The sequence below is a fragment of the Oxalobacteraceae bacterium OTU3CAMAD1 genome, assembly GCA_024123915.1.
Taxonomy (GTDB): domain Bacteria; phylum Pseudomonadota; class Gammaproteobacteria; order Burkholderiales; family Burkholderiaceae_D; genus Rugamonas.
Map to the genome: position 1 here is coordinate 5,943,392 of CP099650.1, position 17,481 is coordinate 5,960,872.

17 protein-coding genes are annotated in these 17,481 nt (G+C 65.2%); 4 read left to right on the forward strand and 13 right to left on the reverse strand.

The annotated features are described in order from the left end of the window. Positions 1-49: 49 nt before the first annotated feature. Positions 50-1,873 carry a beta-lactamase family protein gene (locus NHH88_25340; GenBank protein USX12958.1) on the forward strand — a complete coding sequence of 608 codons (1,824 nt, stop codon included), beginning with the start codon at positions 50-52 and terminating at the stop codon, positions 1,871-1,873. Positions 1,874-1,995: 122 nt separating this feature from the next. On the opposite strand, the gene icd is transcribed toward NHH88_25340, so the two are convergent. Beyond that, positions 1,996-3,255: an NADP-dependent isocitrate dehydrogenase gene (gene icd, locus NHH88_25345; protein USX17432.1), complete on the reverse strand. Its 1,260-nt coding sequence runs from the start codon at positions 3,253-3,255 to the stop codon at positions 1,996-1,998. Between the two features lie 210 nt (positions 3,256-3,465). Here icd and NHH88_25350 point away from each other — a divergent pair, with 210 nt between their 5' ends. Together NHH88_25350 and NHH88_25355 are read left to right on the forward strand one after the other, a co-directional pair. Then, complete coding sequence (locus NHH88_25350; GenBank protein USX12959.1) at positions 3,466-4,032, forward strand: pseudouridine synthase; 567 nt, start codon at positions 3,466-3,468, stop codon at positions 4,030-4,032. 86 nt (positions 4,033-4,118) lie between these two features. Continuing rightward, a complete protein-coding gene (locus NHH88_25355) occupies positions 4,119-5,288 on the forward strand; it encodes an acyltransferase (protein ID USX12960.1) in 1,170 nt (389 codons plus the stop codon). A gap of 157 nt (positions 5,289-5,445) precedes the next feature. On the opposite strand, the gene rpsT is transcribed toward NHH88_25355, so the two are convergent. Beyond that, positions 5,446-5,712: a 30S ribosomal protein S20 gene (gene rpsT / locus NHH88_25360; protein USX12961.1), complete on the reverse strand. Its 267-nt coding sequence runs from the start codon at positions 5,710-5,712 to the stop codon at positions 5,446-5,448. 192 nt (positions 5,713-5,904) lie between these two features. Here rpsT and murJ point away from each other — a divergent pair, with 192 nt between their 5' ends. Then, positions 5,905-7,449 carry a murein biosynthesis integral membrane protein MurJ gene (gene murJ / locus NHH88_25365; GenBank protein USX12962.1) on the forward strand — a complete coding sequence of 515 codons (1,545 nt, stop codon included), beginning with the start codon at positions 5,905-5,907 and terminating at the stop codon, positions 7,447-7,449. A gap of 58 nt (positions 7,450-7,507) precedes the next feature. Here murJ and NHH88_25370 read toward each other — a convergent pair whose 3' ends face one another. The 11 genes from NHH88_25370 to gspG form a co-directional block, all read right to left on the reverse strand. Beyond that, positions 7,508-8,230 (reverse strand): type II secretion system GspH family protein, encoded by a 723-nt coding sequence (locus tag NHH88_25370; protein USX12963.1) that lies wholly within the window; start codon positions 8,228-8,230, stop codon positions 7,508-7,510. Next, complete coding sequence (locus tag NHH88_25375; protein USX12964.1) at positions 8,230-8,610, reverse strand: type II secretion system GspH family protein; 381 nt, start codon at positions 8,608-8,610, stop codon at positions 8,230-8,232. Before NHH88_25375 ends, NHH88_25370 begins: the two co-directional genes overlap by 1 nt. Further along, positions 8,604-9,074: a type II secretion system GspH family protein gene (locus NHH88_25380; GenBank protein ID USX17433.1), complete on the reverse strand. Its 471-nt coding sequence runs from the start codon at positions 9,072-9,074 to the stop codon at positions 8,604-8,606. The genes NHH88_25375 and NHH88_25380 overlap by 7 nt, the downstream gene beginning before the upstream one ends. A gap of 16 nt (positions 9,075-9,090) precedes the next feature. Then, positions 9,091-11,127 carry a general secretion pathway protein GspD gene (locus NHH88_25385; GenBank protein ID USX12965.1) on the reverse strand — a complete coding sequence of 679 codons (2,037 nt, stop codon included), beginning with the start codon at positions 11,125-11,127 and terminating at the stop codon, positions 9,091-9,093. Continuing rightward, entirely contained in the window at positions 11,127-11,684 is a 558-nt protein-coding gene (locus tag NHH88_25390) for a hypothetical protein (protein USX12966.1), read from the reverse strand. The genes NHH88_25385 and NHH88_25390 overlap by 1 nt, the downstream gene beginning before the upstream one ends. Further along, positions 11,681-12,253: a hypothetical protein gene (locus NHH88_25395; GenBank protein ID USX12967.1), complete on the reverse strand. Its 573-nt coding sequence runs from the start codon at positions 12,251-12,253 to the stop codon at positions 11,681-11,683. Before NHH88_25395 ends, NHH88_25390 begins: the two co-directional genes overlap by 4 nt. After that, complete coding sequence (locus NHH88_25400) at positions 12,238-12,789, reverse strand: hypothetical protein (protein USX12968.1); 552 nt, start codon at positions 12,787-12,789, stop codon at positions 12,238-12,240. Before NHH88_25400 ends, NHH88_25395 begins: the two co-directional genes overlap by 16 nt. After that, the gene (locus NHH88_25405) at positions 12,786-13,658 is read right to left on the reverse strand and encodes a hypothetical protein (GenBank protein ID USX12969.1); all 873 of its coding nucleotides are present in this window, start codon (positions 13,656-13,658) and stop codon (positions 12,786-12,788) included. Before NHH88_25405 ends, NHH88_25400 begins: the two co-directional genes overlap by 4 nt. Then, complete coding sequence (locus NHH88_25410) at positions 13,651-15,378, reverse strand: GspE/PulE family protein (protein USX12970.1); 1,728 nt, start codon at positions 15,376-15,378, stop codon at positions 13,651-13,653. The genes NHH88_25405 and NHH88_25410 overlap by 8 nt, the downstream gene beginning before the upstream one ends. Continuing rightward, positions 15,375-16,571 carry a type II secretion system F family protein gene (locus tag NHH88_25415; protein USX12971.1) on the reverse strand — a complete coding sequence of 399 codons (1,197 nt, stop codon included), beginning with the start codon at positions 16,569-16,571 and terminating at the stop codon, positions 15,375-15,377. The genes NHH88_25410 and NHH88_25415 overlap by 4 nt, the downstream gene beginning before the upstream one ends. A gap of 72 nt (positions 16,572-16,643) precedes the next feature. Then, entirely contained in the window at positions 16,644-17,087 is a 444-nt protein-coding gene (gene gspG, locus NHH88_25420) for a type II secretion system major pseudopilin GspG (GenBank protein USX12972.1), read from the reverse strand. Positions 17,088-17,481: the final 394 nt, after the last annotated feature.

Consider the following 17,481-nt stretch of genomic DNA (forward strand, 5'->3'; position numbering starts at 1 on the left):
GGATAGCCAAACGAAAGTGTTGTAGAAGTCCGACGTTCCCCTCTCCCCTATGACTCGTCTAATAACGCTGGCGATGGCCGCCCTGGTGGTGCTGTCGATCCCGATGCCGGGCTTTGGTGCGCTGACTGAAATACAACGCACTCTGCAGCAAGAACAGCTCACCGGCGCCGTCTGGGTCACCGTCACGCCGGACGACGGCGCGGTCACCGGCGCTGCCGGCCTGGCCAACGCCGGCAGCGGCGCCGCGATGCGCGCCGACCACCGCGTGCAGGTCGGCTCGGTCGCCAAAGTGGCGGTGGCGGCCGGCGTGCTGCGCCTGATCACCGAGGGCAAGCTCTCGCTCGACACGCCGGTCGCCACCTTGCTGCCGGCATTGTCGTTCACCAACCGATGGGAGGCCACCGACCCGATCCGCGTGCGGCATTTGCTCGCGCACACGGCGGGGCTGGAAAACTTCCGGCTGTGGCACGTCTTCAGCCTGACGGCGCGGGCCGATACGCCGCTCGGCGCCGCCTTCGCCAACGGGCCGTCCGGGCAGTCCGATCCCGCGCTGCTGACCGTGCAAGCGCGGCCGGGCAGCCGCTTCGCCTATTCCAACATTGGCTACGCGCTGCTCGGCATGGTCATCGAAGCGGTCAGCGGCCAGCGCTACGACCGCTACCTGGATGCGCACCTGCTGCAACCGTTGGGCATGCGGGACAGCACCTTCGGCTTCGTCACGCAAACCGGACCGGAGGCGGACCCGCGTCTGGCGATGGGCCACTTCGAGCGCGGCGTCACGCATCCGGCCGAACGCAACTATCTGCCCTCCGCCGACCGGCTCACCACCACCGCCGCCGACATGGCGCGCTTCGCCGCCTTCCTGATGGGCGACGGCGGCATAGACGGCCGTCCCTTCATCGATCCGAGGTTGATGGCGCAGCTGGGCACGCCGAGCGGCACCGAAGCCGTGCGGGCGGGCCTGACGACAGGCCATGGCCACGCGCTGGCCGGGCGAGACCGCCACGGCCAACTGGGCTACTGCCATCCCGGCGCCACGGTCGGCTTCAACGCCATGCTGTGCGTGTACCCGGCGCAGCGCAAGGCGTTCTTCGTTGCCATGAATACGGACAGCGAAACGGCGGACTACGACCGCTTCAACAAATTGCTGATCGAGAAGCTGCACCTCCAGCCCGCCGCGCCTGTGGTCAAAACCGGCACACCAGCGGCCGACATCGCGGACTGGCTGGGGATTTATGTGCCGGCGATGCACAGGATCAGCAACCTGGCATGGACCGACATCGTGCTCAACTTCATGCGGGTGAGCCGGGAGGATGGCGTCGTGCGGTTGGAACCGTTCCAGGGCAAGCCGGCGCTGCTGACGCCGACCGGCGGCCACTTGTTCACGCAGTCCGGCCGCCTGGACAATACGCACGTGATGCTGATCGGCGACGACGGCCAGCGCATCGTCAGCGACGGCATGCGCAATTACGCCAAAGCCGACATGGTGCTGTTGACAGGCCTGTGGCTGAGCCTGGGGATTGGGCTGCTGGGGCTGGCCTACATTGTGACTATCGGTTGCTGGCGGCTGCTGCGCAAGCGGCTGCGGACGCGCGATCCGTTGTCCGCGCCGTTGATGGGCGTATTCGCGCTGGCGCTGCCGGCGCCGCTTTTTTATACGCAATCGTTCATGCGGATGGGGGAATTGACGCTGGCCAGCGGCATGCTGGCGGTGGTGACGGCGACGCTGCCGCTGACATTGGTGGCGGGCCTGGCGATGCAGTGGCGCGATGGGCGGCGCCATGTAGGCGATACGCTGGCGCTGATCGCAAGCCTGCAGTGCATGCTGGTGCTGGCGGCATGGGGCATGCTGCCCTTCATGCTGTGGAAGTAGCTCTCGGCCACAGCATTCAACCCACATCTAAACCACGTAGGGCGGATTAGCGAAGCGTAATCCGCCATGCATGAGCCGCCGACGGAGCACGGCGTCTCCGTGGCAACTCACACGGCGCAGACTTAGTCCTGCATCTGCTCGATCATCACCTCGCCGAAGCCGGAGCACGATACCTGCGTCGCGCCTTCCATCAGGCGGGCGAAGTCGTACGTGACCTTCTTCGAGTCGATGGCTTTTTCCATCGACTTGATGATCAGATCGGCCGCTTCGGTCCAGCCCATGTGACGCAGCATCATCTCCGCCGACAGAATGAGCGAACCCGGATTCACATAATCCTTGCCGGCATACTTAGGCGCCGTGCCGTGCGTCGCCTCGAACATCGCCACCGAATCCGACAGGTTGGCGCCCGGCGCGATGCCGATGCCGCCCACCTGGGCCGCCAGCGCGTCGGAAATATAGTCGCCGTTCAGGTTCAACGTGGCGATGACGCTGTACTCCGCCGGACGCAGCAAGATCTGCTGCAGGAAGGCGTCGGCGATCGAATCCTTGATCGTGATGTCGCGGCCGGTCTTCGGATTCTTGACCTTGCACCATGGGCCGCCGTCGATCAGCTCCGCGCCGAATTCCTTCAGCGCCAGCTCGTAGGCCCAGTCACGGAAGCCACCCTCGGTGTACTTCATGATGTTGCCCTTGTGGACGATGGTCACCGACGGCTTGTCGTTGTCGATGGCGTACTGGATCGCCTTGCGCACCAGGCGCTGCGTGCCTTCGATCGACACCGGCTTGATGCCCAGGCCCGAGGTTTCCGGGAAGCGGATCTTGGTCACGCCCATTTCCTTGACCAGGAAGTCCAGCAATTTCTTGGCGCCTTCCGAACCCTGCTGGTATTCGATGCCGGCGTAGATGTCTTCCGAGTTCTCGCGGAAGATGACCATATTGGTTTTTTCAGGCTCTTTGACCGGCGACGGCACGCCGGTGAAGTAGCGCACCGGACGCAGGCAGACGTACAGGTCCAGCTGCTGGCGCAGCGCCACGTTGAGCGAACGAATGCCGCCGCCGACCGGCGTCGTCAGCGGACCCTTGATCGAGACCACGTAATCCTTCACCGCGGCCAAGGTCTCCTCCGGCAGCCACACGTCGGGGCCGTACACGGTGGTCGACTTTTCGCCGGCGAAAATTTCCATCCAGTTGATCTTGCGCTTGCCGCCGTAGGATTTGGCCACCGCCGCGTCCACCACCTTGAGCATGACCGGGGTGATATCCAAGCCGGTGCCGTCGCCTTCGATGTAGGGAACGATCGGGTTATCTGGTACATTCAGGGAAAAATCGGCGTTGACGGTGATTTTTTGGCCGTCGGCAGGTACTTTGATATGTTGGTACATCATGTTCTCCGAAATGGACGCTCGGCAAGCGGCATACAATACTGCTACCGGGGCAAGGATTCTTTGTTTTATTGCCAAGTTAGTACAAATACCTAGGTCTTCTATAAGACATAAGACAGGCGTTTTGCATTATGCACCAGTATTTTAGTGGGCGCTACGATTTTACGACACCGGCCTTGAAGCCTACACCAAATCCATCATCACACAAGCATGCCCCTCATTCTATTTAACAAACCTTTCCAAGTGCTGTGCCAGTTTTCGCCGCAGGACGACAAGGCCACGCTGGCCGACTATTTGAAGATCCCCAACATCTACCCGGCCGGCCGCCTCGACGCCGACAGCGAAGGCTTGATGCTGCTCACCGACGACGGCAAGCTGCAGCACCAGATCGCCCATCCGGATCACAAGGAAGCCAAGGTATACCTGGTGCAGGTCGAAGGCGTGGCCGACGCCGACAGCCTGGCCAAATTGCAGGCGCCAATCGATTTGGGCGATTTCGTCACCAAGCCATGCAAGGCGGTGCGGATCGCCGAGCCGGAGTGGCTGTGGCCGCGCAATCCGCCGATCCGCGAACGCGCGGGTCAGCCGACCAGCTGGCTGGCGATTACTCTGCAGGAGGGGAAGAACCGCCAGGTCAGGCGCATGACGGCGGCGGTCGGCTTGCCGACCTTGCGGCTGGTGCGCAGCGCCATCGGCGCGATCTCGCTGGCGAGCCATCCGCTGATGCCGGGCGAATCGATGCCGGTGCAGCCCTCCGAGCTGGTGAAGGCTGGGTGAACCGAACGGCGGGAAATGATGCAAAAGTGCTATGATGGGAAGGCGGAAGGTTGTGCCTTCCACAAACATAGTCAATAGGTAATTAAATGAACAACCACTCCCCCCTGGCGACAGGGCAAAACCAGGGCAATCTGCCCTGGCTGGACGGCTTGCGCGGGCTCGCGTCCATCTGGGTTCTGCTTTCCCACATCCAAATTCTTACCGGCCTGCGCGACATCCCGATCCTGTCATGGGGCGAACTCGCCGTCGATCTGTTCATGCTGCTATCCGGTTTTTTGATGGCGCATAACTATATCGCCCGCAAGCAAACCGAACCCTGGGAATCGACGCGTACCATCGGACAATTCTGGGTGCGCCGCTTCTTCCGCATCGCGCCGCTGTACTACGTCGTACTGGTGGTGGCGCTGGTGGCCGGTCCGCAGATGGGCCATTTCCGCGAGGCGATCGCGCAGGTGTGGCCGTCGACGGCCACCGCGCCGGAACGCTATCTGGACCAAAGCCTGACCAACATCGTCATGCACGTGAGTTTCCTGTTCGGGTTCTCGCCGACCTATGCGTTCCGCACCGCCTTGCCGGACTGGTCGATCGGACTGGAAATGCAGTTCTACCTGTTCTTCCCGTTCATCATGATCCTGATGGCGCGCCTGTCGCCGATCGTCGCCAGCGGCCTGCTGATCGGCATTTGCCTCGCCATCCGCCTGTTCTTCCGCGATTACTTCCACTCCTTCCCGATGCCGGCCTTCCTCGCCATCAAGTTCTACGTGTTCCTGATCGGCATGTGGATCGCCCAGGCGCGCGCCGAACGCACCATGCATATGGGCTTGCTGGCCGGGGTCGGCCTGGCGCTGATGTGGCTCTACCTCGAACGCAACCAGGTTGCCGTGGCCCGCTTGGTCCTGGTCGTCGGCATGTTCTACCTGATGAATAACGGCACCCTCCCCGGCAGCAAGGCACTGGCCGGCGCCACCATCGGCCTGCGCAGGCTGCTGTCCAATCGCGTCGCGATGTTCCTCGGCGAGACATCGTACAGCGTCTACCTTGTACATTTGCTGATCGTGCTGCCGGTGGGCGGCCTGCTGGCGCGCCAGGCGGCTTATGTGGCACTGCCAAGCGTGGTGCGCTTCGGCATCGTCATCGCGATCGCCCTGCCGATCAGCTATACGATCGGATGGCTGCTGTTCAATTCGGTGGAAAAGAAGGGCATACAAATGGGGAAACAAGTACTGCTGCGGTTCAAGCCGAAGCTGGCCGCCTGAGTCTTCAGCGCTTCCCCCGCATCCGCCGGCAGGGCCCGGCGGATGTCATAGCATCCCCACCTGCCACCAACCCAGCCAACTTCCCGCGCCACAAGCGAAAAAACCCGCGCCGACCGAAGTCAGCGCGGGTTCTTGCTTGTACTCCCGCTGAGGGGAATTAAGCGGACAGTGCCTTCAGGGCAGCTGCCAGACGGCTCTTATGACGAGCTGCCTTGTTTTTGTGGATGATCTTCTTGTCGGCGATGCTGTCGATTTTCGACACGGACGATTGGAAGATTGCGGTCGCAGCAGCTTTGTCGCCGCCCTGGATTGCCTTGCGAACTGCTTTGATAGCGGTGCGCAGGGTCGAACGCTGGGACGAGTTGTGTGCGTTTTGCTTGACTGCTTGACGAGCACGTTTGCGCGCTTGTGCGGTATTTGCCATGGAATTTCCTAAATCAGGGTAAAGGTGCGTTTGCAAACATTATTGTTTGTCAAACAGGTGCGTTCAGTAGCGTCTGCCGAACCATGTGAGTCAAACTACTGCCTGCCAAACATTAGTGTCTGCGTAACAGAATTCTGTACAGCCTGCGATTATAGCGATCTTTTTCGACGGGAGCAACTATAATCATGCCCCATGAACTTGCTAAAAACTCTAGCCGCCCTCAGCAGCATGACCATGCTGTCCCGTATCACCGGATTGTTGCGTGAAATCCTCATCGCCCGGGCCTTCGGCGCCGGCGGCATGACCGATGCGTACAACGTCGCCTTCCGCATCCCCAACCTGTTGCGCCGGCTGTTCGCCGAGGGCGCGTTCTCGCAAGCGTTCGTGCCCATTTTATCCGAGTACAAGAACAAGCAGACCGAGCAAGCCACCCGGAACCTGGCGGACCACGTCGGCACCACGCTGGTCTGGTCCACCGTCGTCATCAGCGGGCTGGGCATCATCGGCGCCCCACTGCTGTTGATGCTGGTCGCCGGCGGCCTGCAGCCGGACGATTTCGACGCCGCCGTGTGGATGACGCGCCTGATGTTCCCCTACATCGCCTTCATGTCGTTCGTGGCGCTGGCCGGCGGCATATTAAATACCTGGAGCCAGTTCAAGATCCCCGCCTTCACGCCGGTGCTGCTCAACATCGCGTCCATCCTGGCGTCGCTGTTCCTGCAGCAGCATCTGGAGCGGCCCATCTACGCGATGGCGATCGCGGTCTTCGTCGGCGGCCTGCTGCAGGTCGCGATCCAGGTCCCGGCGCTGCTGAAGATCCGCATGCTGCCGCGCATCTCGCTCAATCCGCTGTCGGGACTGCGCGACGAGGGCGTGCGCCGCGTGCTCAAGAAAATGGGGCCGGCGGTGTTCGCCGTCGCCGCCGCGCAAATCAGCCTGCTGATCAATACCGCCATCGCCTCCAATCTGGCCGAGGGCAGCATTTCCTTCCTGACCTACGCCGACCGCCTGATGGAGTTCCCGACCGCCATGCTGGGCGTGGCCCTGGGCACCATTTTGCTGCCCAGCCTGTCCAAAGCGAACGTCGGCGGCGACACGGAGGAATACTCATCGCTGCTCGATTGGGGCTTGCGGCTGACCTTTTTGCTGGCGATGCCGGCCGCCGTGGGCTTGGCCACCTTGGCTGTGCCGCTGATTTCCACCCTGTTCCAAAACGGCGCCTTCACGGCGGCGGCGGCGCATGCGTCGGCCGAGCCGCTGATCGCCTACAGCGTCGGCCTGCTCGGCATCATCCTGGTCAAGATTTTGGCGCCCGCCTTCTTCGCGCGGCAGGACATCCGCACGCCGGTACGTATCGCGGTCGGCGTGCTGGTCGCCACCCAGCTGATGAACATGATTTTTGTCCCGCAGCTGGCGGTGGCGGGTCTGGCGCTGTCGATCAGCCTGGGCGCCTGCCTGAACGCGGGCTTGCTGTTTAGCGGCCTGCGCCGGCGCGGCATCTACACGCCCAAGCCGGGCTGGCTGCTGTTCTTCACCAAGTTGGTGATCGCCTGCGCGCTGATGGGCGCGACGGCGTGGTATAGCGCGGCGCAGGTCGATTGGACAGGAATGGCGCATCAGACGCTGTTGCGCATTGGGGCGCTGGTCGCCGTCATCGGGGTGTCCGCGCTGGTGTATTTCGGCGCGCTGATGGTGATGGGGTTCCGGTTCCGGGATTTCAAACGCACGGCGCGTTAGTCGGAGCTGCGGACGGAGCATGCATGGCGGATTACGCTTCGCTAATCCGCCCTACGTGTCATGACGGTTTATTTTGGTCCTGCGGCTCCGGCTGCGTGGGCTGGGGCTGCGGCTCGGGTTCTGGCTCAGGTTCCGGGGCTGGTTTTTCCTCTTGCGGCGGTGGCGCAGGTTCGGGCTCGGGTTGAGGTGTTTGCGCCGGGGGAGCAGGTGGCGCCGGCGGTATCGGGGTAACCGGGCTACCCGGCAAAGGCGTGCCGGGTTTTACTTCCACCGCGCCGGGTTGCCGGCCCTGTCCCGGTACCGGTAAGGTGCCGCCGGTCGCCGCGAAGCGCCACTCCGAGATCTTCTGCTTGCCGGCCAGCCCCTGGAAGCGCTGCGGGAAATTGCCTATCTTGACCGGCTTCGCGTCCGACAAACTGTACACCGCCAGCACGCCGACCTTGTCGCCCAGGTAGGTGATGCCCCATTCCGCCCTGCCCGTCATCGGGTCGACGAACACTTTGCGCAAATGGCGCCGCACGGTCGGAAAACGCGGATCCTTGAGCAGCTCCTTCAACGACGGCGGCTGCGGCGGAAAGCCGGCCGGGGTGGCGTTGGCATAGCTTTGCAGCGCGTCGCTGAAGGCGGCGCCGATATCGAGCAACTCCTGCTCCGCCCTGCTCCGCTGCAGCACCGATCCAAGTTTCAGCGCCGATGCCGACACCAGCCCGATGATCGCCACCAGGATGATCAGGCTCAGATAGGTGAAGCCGCCGTTGCGGCGCTTGCGCGGCCGCCGCATCACCAGTCGGCGTAAGGCTTGCCGCGACGGTCGTTGCCGGGGGCGCCGCTCTTGATGTTATAAACGCCGCCCTTGGCGCCGTCTTCCGGCGGGATGATGACCCACGTCGTTTCGCTGTCGGTGACCGGATCGACCGGCAGCGCGCGCAGGTATTTTTTCTCGACCAGCTGCTCCAGCGAGTCCGGATAGCGGCCGGTGTCGCCGTAGTACTGGTCGATCACGTTGCGCACATTGCGCAGGTTATCGGCCAACACCACCTCCTTCGATTTGTCGATGCTGGGGAAGTAGCGCGGCACCGCGAGCGTCAGCATCAAGGCGACGATGCCCAGCACGACCAGCAACTCGATCAGCGTAAAACCTTTGGTCTTCATGGTCACCATTTATTATACGGAACGCCATTCAGGCCGCTCTTCTCGCTCGTGCTGAAAACATCGTAGACATCCTCGCCCTCCCTCGGCTGGTCGGCTTCGCTGGCGTAACTGCGCTTGCCCCACGATTGCGACTCGCTCACCGAGGTGTCGGGATTGAACGGATCGCGCGGCACGCGGCGCAGAAAGTAGATCTTCGCCTGCTTCGGGTTTTGCAGGTCCGGCACGCCTTCGACCAGCACCTCCAGCGTCTTCGGATAGCCGGTCGAGGCCAGCGACTTGGTGATGCGTCCCTGGTCGTAGGCCAGCTTGTAGGCGTCGATGCCCTGGCGGATCTGATGCAGCGCCTCGCGCAGATCCTGCTCCTGGCGGCGCTGCACCACCACCTGCGCTGTCGGTATCACCAATACGCTGAGCAGGCCGAGGATGGTCAATGTCACCAGCAACTCGATCAGCGTAAAACCGCGCGCGCGCATCATGCCCACCCTGGCGTCACTGCTGCGGCGACGGCGAAATCTCGACCGCCGGCTGCACCGGTTGCGGCTGCACCCCTTGCGTCGCCGGCAGCGGCGCCGGCTGGCCGGTCGATAGCGGCATGGCTTGCACCGGCGGCGGCAGGATGGCCTGCGTGCTCGCGCCCTGTGCTTCGGCCGGCGCCGGTGCCGGCACGCTGGCGGGATTGTTCGGCGCCTGGGGCGCCGCTGGCGCCGACAATGCGCCCGGAGGCGCCGGCAACTGCACCGGAGTGCGCACGGTCAGGTCCGGACGGCGGCGGAAGCTCGCTTCCGTCCCGGCGGAGAATTCGGAGGCGCTGGCCTCCGGACGCTGCACATTGCGAATCAGGCGCGGCGTGATCGACAGCACGATCTCGGTCTTCTGGTTGTCGTCACGCTTGCTGCCGAACAGACGTCCGACGATCGGCAAATCGCCGGCGCCGGGCAGCTTGCTGGCGGTGCCGCGCTCCTCGTTGTTGATCAGGCCCGCCAGCACCTGGTTCTCGCCATCCTTCAGTTGCAGCATGGTGCTGGCCTGGCGTGTGCCGAGCTGGTACGCGGTGCCGCCGTTGCGGGTGGTGATGGTGTTGGTCAGGTTGCTTACCTCCAGCTGCACGCGGATCGCCACCTCGTTGTTCAGATAGATGGTCGGTTCGACGTTGAGCGTCAGGCCGACATCGACATAGGTGACATTATCGCTGGCGAAGCCGCCGATGCCCGACGATACCGTCGCCGTGATCACCGGCAGCTTGTCGCCGATGACGATCTTGGCCTTCTCCTTGTTGCGCACGCGGATGCGCGGATTGGCCAGCAGGTTGGAATCAGTGTCGGTCTTGTTGGCGTTGATGGCGGCGGAAATGCCGGTGACGCCGATGGTGTCCGAGTTCAAACCGCGCAAATCGCGGATGGTGAGGCCGGCGCCGCCGGCGGTCGACAGCGGCGTCAATCCCACGCTGGTCGGCCACTCGACGCCCAGATTCATCAGGGTGCCGCGCTTGACCTCCAGGATCTCCACCTCCAGCATCACCTCCGCCTCCGGCGCGTCCTGCACCGCGATCAGGCGTTCGGCCAGGCGGATCGCCTCCGGGTTGTCGCGCACGATCAGCAGATTAAGTTTTTCATCGACCACCACGTCGCGCGACTTGAGGATGGTCTTGAGGGTGTTGGCCACCAGCTTCGCCTCGGCGTTGGCCAGGAAGAAGGTCTTTACCGTCATTTCCTGGTATTCCTTCAGCTTCGCCGCCACGTTCGGATAGATCAGGATCGTGTTGGCGTCCATGACCTGCTGCTCCAGCTGATTGGTCAGCAGCAGGAAGTAGATCGCCGATTCGACGGTGCTGTTCTTCAGCATGACGGTGGTGCGCTGGTCGGTCTTGACGTCCTTGTCGAACACGAAGTTCAGCCCGGAGCGGCGCGCGATCACCTCGAACACCTGCTTGAGCGGGGCGTCGCGGAACTCGATCGTGATCGGCTGCTTGTACGACTTCGACAGGCCCGACTCCACCACCGGCTGCGCGCTTTTCTCGGTCACCTCGCGCAGCAGCAGCCGCGCCTTCTCGTTCGACGGCGTCTCGGTCAGCAGCGCGTTCAGGCGCAGCTTGGCCAGGTCGTATTCCTTCTTGTTCACGTGCTCGATGGCGGCGGCCAGCAGTTTGTCCTGGCGACCGTCGCGCTCTATCGCGCGCAGGCCGCTGCGGGCGCGTTCGTTCATCTGGTCCAGGCCCAGAACGCGGCGGAAGCCCTGCTCCGCCAGATCGGGACGGCCTTCCGACAGCTGTCGCTCGGACTGCTCGAGCAGGCGCTGCGCGGCGCGGTCGCGCGCCATCAGGTAGGCGCTGCGATACTCGGCGTTGCCCGGTTCGGCCCTGACGGCCTCCTGGTACTTGAGCAGGCCTGCTTCCACCTGGTCCTTGGCGACCAGCTGGTTGGCTTCGCGGAAGGCCATTTGCCCGGCGCAGCCGCTCACGCCGACGGCGATCGCCAGCATGGCGGGCAGCGCGGCGCGGCGGCGCCATGTATTCAGATGACTAGCCATCAGTCGAATGCTCCAATATTAATCTGTTGTACCTGATTCAAAGGCAGATAGGTCACGGTCATCAGCGGCGGCGCGATGCGGTCGACGCGGTAGGCGCCCTCGATCACGGTTTTGTTGCGCACCACATAGGTCTTGTCTCCGCGCGCCAGGTAAACTTCCCACTGGCCGTCGGCGACGGCTTTGCCGAAGTAATTGAAAGGAACCGGGGGCGCCGTCGGCGGTGGTGGCGGCGCGTTCGATTGCGACTGCGGCGGCGGCGGCGGCGGCGGCGGATTCCAGTTCTGACCCAGGAACACTCCCTCGCCGGCGCCGAAGCTGGCGTCGGCCGAGCCGCCCACCAGCGTGGCGCGCGGCACCAGCCGCAGGATCATCGCGTCCGCCGCCGCCTTACCGTCCTTGTCGGAGCGATCGACGGGCGCCGCGGCCACCGCGCCCGGCGCCTTGGCGGGGCGCGCGACCGGCTCGGCGATGTCCGACGACGGCGTGTTGTCGCCGAAGATCACCAGCGCGGCGGCGCCGGCCAGCGCCACCCCCATCGCGATGTGATAAGGCTTCATGGCTCGCCGTCCTTGAGGTACAAGGTGAAGCGCAGGCGCGCCTCCACCGTCGCATCGGCGATGGTGTCGCGGCGGAAGCCGATTTCGTCGAGCGAGGCAAACGGCATCTCGCGCAAACCCTGCATGGCGAACTGCCAGATGGCCTGGTACGGTCCCTTGACCGGCAGGATGATCTGGTAGGTGCTGACGCGGCTGGCCTTGTCGTAGGCCGACTTGTACTCGCCCTGGCTCAGTACCAGATTGGATTTCGCGGCCAGGTCGAACAACACCTTGACCTGCTGTTCCGCGTAGCGCTTCTCACCCAGCACCTGATAGAAGTCGGCCAGGTTCTGGTTGGCCGATGGCGGCGGCGGCGCGGTCACCAGCGAGGACGGCGCCGGCAACGGCCGCGCCATCACCCGCGCCTGCGCCGCGCGCTGCGGCAACAGCCACGCCCACGCCGCCACGCCGGCCACGCACAAGGCGATGGCCACGCAGGCCGGCGCGCCGAGGCGCAGCAACATCAGGCGCGCGCGCAGCGCCAGCGCCCGCGCGTTCACGGCGTTCATGGTGCTCACCGGGTTATCCATGTGGCCTCCAACTGGAAGCGCAAGGGCCGCAACGGGTCCTGGTCGTTGATCTCGTGGCGCGTCAGCACCACGCCACTGAAGGTTTCCTGCTGTTTGAGTTCCGCCACGTAGTCCACCATATCGTCGCTGGTCTTGGTCTCGGCGGTGATCTTGAGCACCTGCTTGCGCGGGTCCGGCTCCATCGCCACCAGCGCCACGTTGCGCGGCGTGGCGGCGGCCACGGCGTCCTGCAGTTCGCGCCATGGCAGGTTTAATTGCATGATGGCGCCGTTGACGAAGGCCGCCTGCCCTTCCGGTATCACCACCCGCGCCACCTCCACCGGCCGCGCCGACATGGCGGCCGCGCGTTGCTGGATATGGCGCAGCTGCTGTTCACGCTCGCGCTTTTGCTCGACCAGCTTCCAGCCGCCCAAGGCCGCGCCCGCGCACAGCAGCAGTCCGGCGGCGCCCAGCGCCAGCAGCGCCGGATGCGTGTGGAACAGGGTGCGGCGCAGGCTGCGCGGCGCGAAGTCGATGTGCATCGCGTTTTTGGTCATGCCAGGCTCCCGCCGCGCGCCAGCAGCGCCGCCATCGACAGCCCGGCGCCGCCGGCCTGCTGCGCCTGATCGAGCGCCTCGCACGGAATCTGCGCGGCAGTGCCGGTGGAGCGCGTCCACGCGGCGGCGCTGGCCGCGCTGGCCGATGCTGCGCCGCACAGCTGCAGCAGTTCCGGCGGCGGCATATCGAGCAGCAGCGCTTCGCGCTTCAAGGTCTGCGTCAGCCATGCCGGATCGGCGCCGGGCGGCACCGGCAGCGCGCGGATCGCCCGCATCGCTTGCCCGCCTTTGCCCTTCCCGGCACTGGCGTCGATCGCCGCCAGCGTCAGCAGATTGTCGTGCAGCAGGCCAAACCAGGCGCCCTGCTTCATGCCGCGCCGCCAACGGTTCCAGGCGCTGACAAAATGCGGTTCGACGCCGACGATGGACAGTTTGAATTCCCGCGCCACCAGCTCCAGCACGGCCAGCAGCGCGCGCGGCATGGCGGCGGCGAAGAACGGCTCGGTCGCGTTCCAGTCGGCCGATATCTTCCAGGCCGACGGCGCCTCGCCGTACAGCGACTGGAAGCGCAGGCCGGCCGCCGCCTCCATGTCGTCCAGGCGGGTGGCGCCGGGCGGCGGTGTGACGCGCCATATGCGCGTCAATTCGTCGGCCAGCACGATGCTGGCGAGCCAGCCGCCCACATCCTGTTCGCCCAGCAGCGCGCGCAAGGCGTTGGCGATGGCGTCGAACGGATGCGCGGCCGACGGCGCGAACGCGTGTTCCGCCAGCACGGTGAAGGGCTCTCCGCGCCAGCGGCTCACGCGCACCAGGCTGACCGCGTGGCCTGCCACGCCGATGCGCAGCGATTGTCCGATGGCTCTACGCATGCAAGGTCACCCGTTTGATTTCGGCCAAAGTGGTGCCGCCACGCTTGACCAGTTCCAGCGCGGCCTGGCGCAGGCTGCGCGTGCCGTTGTCGTAGGCCGCCTGTTTGATCTGGCGGATCGGCCGCTTGTCGACGATCAGCTCGCGGATCTCGTCGTTCAAGGTCAGTATCTCGGCGATCGAGCGGCGCCCCTTGTAACCGGTGCCACGGCAGTCGCCGCAGCCCGGCCCCTGCATGAAGCGGTAATCATGGACATCGACGCGGCGCAGGCCGACGCTGGCCAGTTCATGGTCGTCCGGCGTGTATTCCACCGCGCAGTGCGGACAGTTGATGCGCACCAGGCGCTGCGCCCAGATGCCGTTCAACGCCGACACGAAGGCGTACGGATCGATGCCCATGTGGGTAAAGCGGCCGAACACGTCGAACACGTTATTGGCGTGCACGGTGGTGAGCACCAGGTGGCCCGTCAGCGCCGACTGCACGGCGATTTCCGCCGTCTCGCGGTCGCGGATCTCGCCCACCATGATCTTGTCCGGATCGTGGCGCAGGATCGAGCGCAGGCCCTTGGCGAAGGTCAGGCCCTTCTTTTCGTTGACGGGAATTTGCAGGATGCCTGGCAGCTGGTATTCGACCGGGTCCTCGATGGTGATGATCTTTTCGCGGCCGTTGTGGATCTCGGTCAGCGCCGCGTACAAGGTGGTGGTCTTGCCCGAGCCGGTCGGCCCGGTCACCAGCAGCATGCCGTAGGCCTCCTGCGCCAGCACCCGCAGGGTCGCCAGCGACGGCGCGTCGAAGCCCAGCGCCTCCAAGGTCAGCGAGCCGTAGGCCTCGATCATGGCGCGCTTGTCGAGGATACGGATGACGGCGTCCTCGCCGTGGATGCTCGGCATGATGGACACGCGCAGGTCGATCTCGCGGCCGTTGGCCTCGACCCGGAAGCTGCCGTCCTGCGGCACGCGGCGCTCGGCGATATCGAGTTCGGCCAGCACCTTCAGGCGCGAGATGATTTGTTCGGCCACCTCGATGCCGTTGACGGCAGTGGCGTGATCGAGCACGCCGTCGACCCGGTACTTGACGGCCAGGCCGCCGGAGGTGCTCTCCAGGTGGATGTCGGAGGCGCCGGCCTTCAAGGCGTCGTACAAGGTGGAGTTGACCAGGCGGACCGCCGGACTGGCCGCCTCCGACACCGACGCGAACGACAGCACGGCGGCGGTCTTGCCGTCGCGCCGGCCCTCGCTGGCGCCGGGCAGCAGCGAGTCGGTGGCGCGCGCCGATTCCTCCTGCTTGGACAAATAGGCCTGGATGTCGGCCTGCAGCGCCAGGCGCACCGGCAGCGGCGCGTGCGGCGTGGCGCGCGCCTGCGTGCCGAGCCAGGTTTGCAGATCGAGGTCGAACGGATCGGCGATGACGCCGACCACCACGCCGTCGAAGCCGCGCAGCAGCACGCAGTGGCGCGCCATCGCCTGCGACAGCGGCAGCAGGTCGAAGGCCGGCACGAAGGCCAGCATGTCGACCGTCTCGAGCACCGTCATGCCGAACGGCTGCGCCAGCGCTTGCACCACCAGGCGCGGCTCCATGCCGCTGAGCGCTTCGAGCTCCTCGACCAAGGTGCGTTTCGACTGCTGGCGCAGATGGCGGGCGCGCGCCACCAGCGCCGTGTCCAGCGCCGGCAAGGCGGAAGCGGCGACGCCGGCATCAACGGGATTGGCCTGGGCCGTCATGACATGTCTCCGGCCAGATCAAAGATCGGCATGTAAAGCAGCACCACGATGGCGCCGACGATCAGGCCGATGGCGGCCATCAGCAGCGGTTCGAAGGTGCGGGTGAAACGGTCGATCCAGCGGGTGATCTCGCCGTCGTAGAAGGCCGCCGACTGCGTCAGCATCGGCCCCATGTCGCCGGTCCGCTCGCCCACGCGCAGCATGCGCAGCGAGATCGGCGTGGTCAGCTGGTTGGCCTCGAAGGCGGTCGACAGCGGCAAGCCGGCCTCGATGGCCGCGCGCGCCGCCTGCAGGTTCTGGCGGATGCCGGCCGAGACCATGCCCTGCACCGTCTCGATGGCGTGCACGATGGTGATGCCGCCCTCGCTGAGCATGCCCAAGGTCAGGTACAGCCGCGACAATTCATAGATGCGCACGCGCTCGCCGATGCCCGGCAGCCGGCTCAGCAAGCGGACGATGCCGCCGCTGCCCATCAGGTGGCGCACCGTCAGCACCAGCGCCGCCAGCGCCGCCGCGATGCCGCCCAACATCAGCGTGGTGTGCTGGCTGGCGAACTGGCCCCAGTTGAGCATCTGCTGCGACAGCCACGGCAGGTCGCGCCCGGCGCCCTGGTAGACCTCGGCGAAGCGCGGCACCACGTAGCCGATCAAAAACAGGCTGACGCCGCCGCCGACCAGCAGCAGGATGCAAGGGTAGATGGCGGCCGACACCAGCTTGCCGCGCACCAGGTCGATGCGCTGCTGGTAATCGATGAAGCGCGACAGCGAGCGCGGCAGGTCGGAGGTGCCCTCGGCCGCCTTGACGATGCCGATGTAGAGCGGCGGGAACAGTTCCGGCTGCTCGGCCAGCACGGCCGAGAAGCGCTGGCCCTCGCGCAGGCCGGCCAGCAGCCGCTCGAGCACGCCGCGCGTGGCCGGATTGGCCTCTTTTTCCAACAGCGCCTCGAGCCCCTCGACGATGCCCAACCCGGCCGTCAGCAGCGCCAGCAACTCCTGGCTGAACAATACCAGCGAGAGCGCCGGCCGCCTGCCGGCGCGGCCCTTGCCGGTCAGGCCGCCGCGCGCCGGCGCGATGGCGCTGACGAACAGGCCGCGCGCCTCGACCTGGCGGCGCGCGTCGGCCTCATCGCGGCCATCGATGAGCAGATGGGCGATGACCATATCGGCCGACAAGGTGCGGACATCGAACTGCATGACGAATGCGGCTTTCGTTGACGGTGGGGAGAGGTCGGCGGTGGGCGCGGCGCGTGGGGTGGACCCGAACGCTTACTGCGCGCCGATGTCGGCGTCCTCGCCGGCGCCGCCGGGCTGGCCGTCGCGTCCCAGCGAGATGATCTCGAACTCGGCCTTGGCGCCGGGCGCCTTGTATTGGTAAGGGTGGCCCCACGGATCGGGCGGCACGCCCTTTTTCAGGTACGGGCCGTTCCATTTGGCGCCCGCCGTGGCCGGCGCCACCACCAGCGCGCCCAGCCCCTCCTCGGTGGTCGGGTAGCGGCCGACGTCGAGGCGGTAGGTGTCGAGCGATTTCTCGAACGCGTCGATCTGCGCCTTGGCGATGGTCACCTCGGACTTGCCCAGCTGGGCGAAATATTTGGGGCCGACATAGGCCGCCAACAGACCGATGATGACGATCACCACCAGCAGTTCCAACAACGTGAAGCCGCCGGCCTTGCGGGCCGCCGTCCAACCGCGATTCTTCGCCACTTCCATCCGACCAACTCCTTAATTAACCCGAGATGTTCCGCTGCTTGCCGGAGCTGCGCGGCGGTGCCCGCCGCAGGGGCAAGACTACCATGCGGTTTGCCAGCTAGACAATCTTTTCTTCAGCCCGCCAGCCCCGCGCGCGCGGCCGGCCGCGCCAACAGCCGCGCGCGCCACAATGTTGTAAATAAATCACAGCGGGCGGGTGCCTTGCAAACCGCATGCCTGCATGCTCCGCCGGGGTTTTCGGCGATCGAACCGCCGTCGCACGAAACAATATTATTAATTCTCCCACATCTTTATTGTTACGCTTGCTAAGCTATTTGCCATCCCTGTCGTGCGGCGGCCGTCTCCGCGCCGGCCGGGGAGCCCATCGCCATCGTGGCCTCACTTACCAAAGGTT

Excerpts from the sequence above, each read along its gene's own strand:
- gspG (USX12972.1), bottom strand. The coding sequence starts at position 17,087 with ATGGAAGTGGCGAAGAATCGCGGTTGGACGGCGGCCCGCAAGGCCGGC.
- NHH88_25355 (USX12960.1), top strand. The coding sequence starts at position 4,119 with ATGAACAACCACTCCCCCCTGGCGACAGGGCAAAACCAGGGCAATCTG.
- NHH88_25385 (USX12965.1), bottom strand. The coding sequence starts at position 11,127 with ATGGCTAGTCATCTGAATACATGGCGCCGCCGCGCCGCGCTGCCCGCC.
- NHH88_25390 (USX12966.1), bottom strand. The coding sequence starts at position 11,684 with ATGAAGCCTTATCACATCGCGATGGGGGTGGCGCTGGCCGGCGCCGCC.
- NHH88_25410 (USX12970.1), bottom strand. The coding sequence starts at position 15,378 with ATGACGGCCCAGGCCAATCCCGTTGATGCCGGCGTCGCCGCTTCCGCC.
- NHH88_25340 (USX12958.1), top strand. The coding sequence starts at position 50 with ATGACTCGTCTAATAACGCTGGCGATGGCCGCCCTGGTGGTGCTGTCG.
- icd (USX17432.1), bottom strand. The coding sequence starts at position 3,255 with ATGTACCAACATATCAAAGTACCTGCCGACGGCCAAAAAATCACCGTC.
- NHH88_25350 (USX12959.1), top strand. The coding sequence starts at position 3,466 with ATGCCCCTCATTCTATTTAACAAACCTTTCCAAGTGCTGTGCCAGTTT.
- NHH88_25395 (USX12967.1), bottom strand. The coding sequence starts at position 12,253 with ATGGATAACCCGGTGAGCACCATGAACGCCGTGAACGCGCGGGCGCTG.
- NHH88_25415 (USX12971.1), bottom strand. The coding sequence starts at position 16,571 with ATGCAGTTCGATGTCCGCACCTTGTCGGCCGATATGGTCATCGCCCAT.
- murJ (USX12962.1), top strand. The coding sequence starts at position 5,905 with ATGAACTTGCTAAAAACTCTAGCCGCCCTCAGCAGCATGACCATGCTG.
- rpsT (USX12961.1), bottom strand. The coding sequence starts at position 5,712 with ATGGCAAATACCGCACAAGCGCGCAAACGTGCTCGTCAAGCAGTCAAG.
- NHH88_25370 (USX12963.1), bottom strand. The coding sequence starts at position 8,230 with ATGCGGCGGCCGCGCAAGCGCCGCAACGGCGGCTTCACCTATCTGAGC.
- NHH88_25405 (USX12969.1), bottom strand. The coding sequence starts at position 13,658 with ATGCGTAGAGCCATCGGACAATCGCTGCGCATCGGCGTGGCAGGCCAC.
- NHH88_25380 (USX17433.1), bottom strand. The coding sequence starts at position 9,074 with ATGCGCGCGCGCGGTTTTACGCTGATCGAGTTGCTGGTGACATTGACC.
- NHH88_25375 (USX12964.1), bottom strand. The coding sequence starts at position 8,610 with ATGGTGACCATGAAGACCAAAGGTTTTACGCTGATCGAGTTGCTGGTC.
- NHH88_25400 (USX12968.1), bottom strand. The coding sequence starts at position 12,789 with ATGACCAAAAACGCGATGCACATCGACTTCGCGCCGCGCAGCCTGCGC.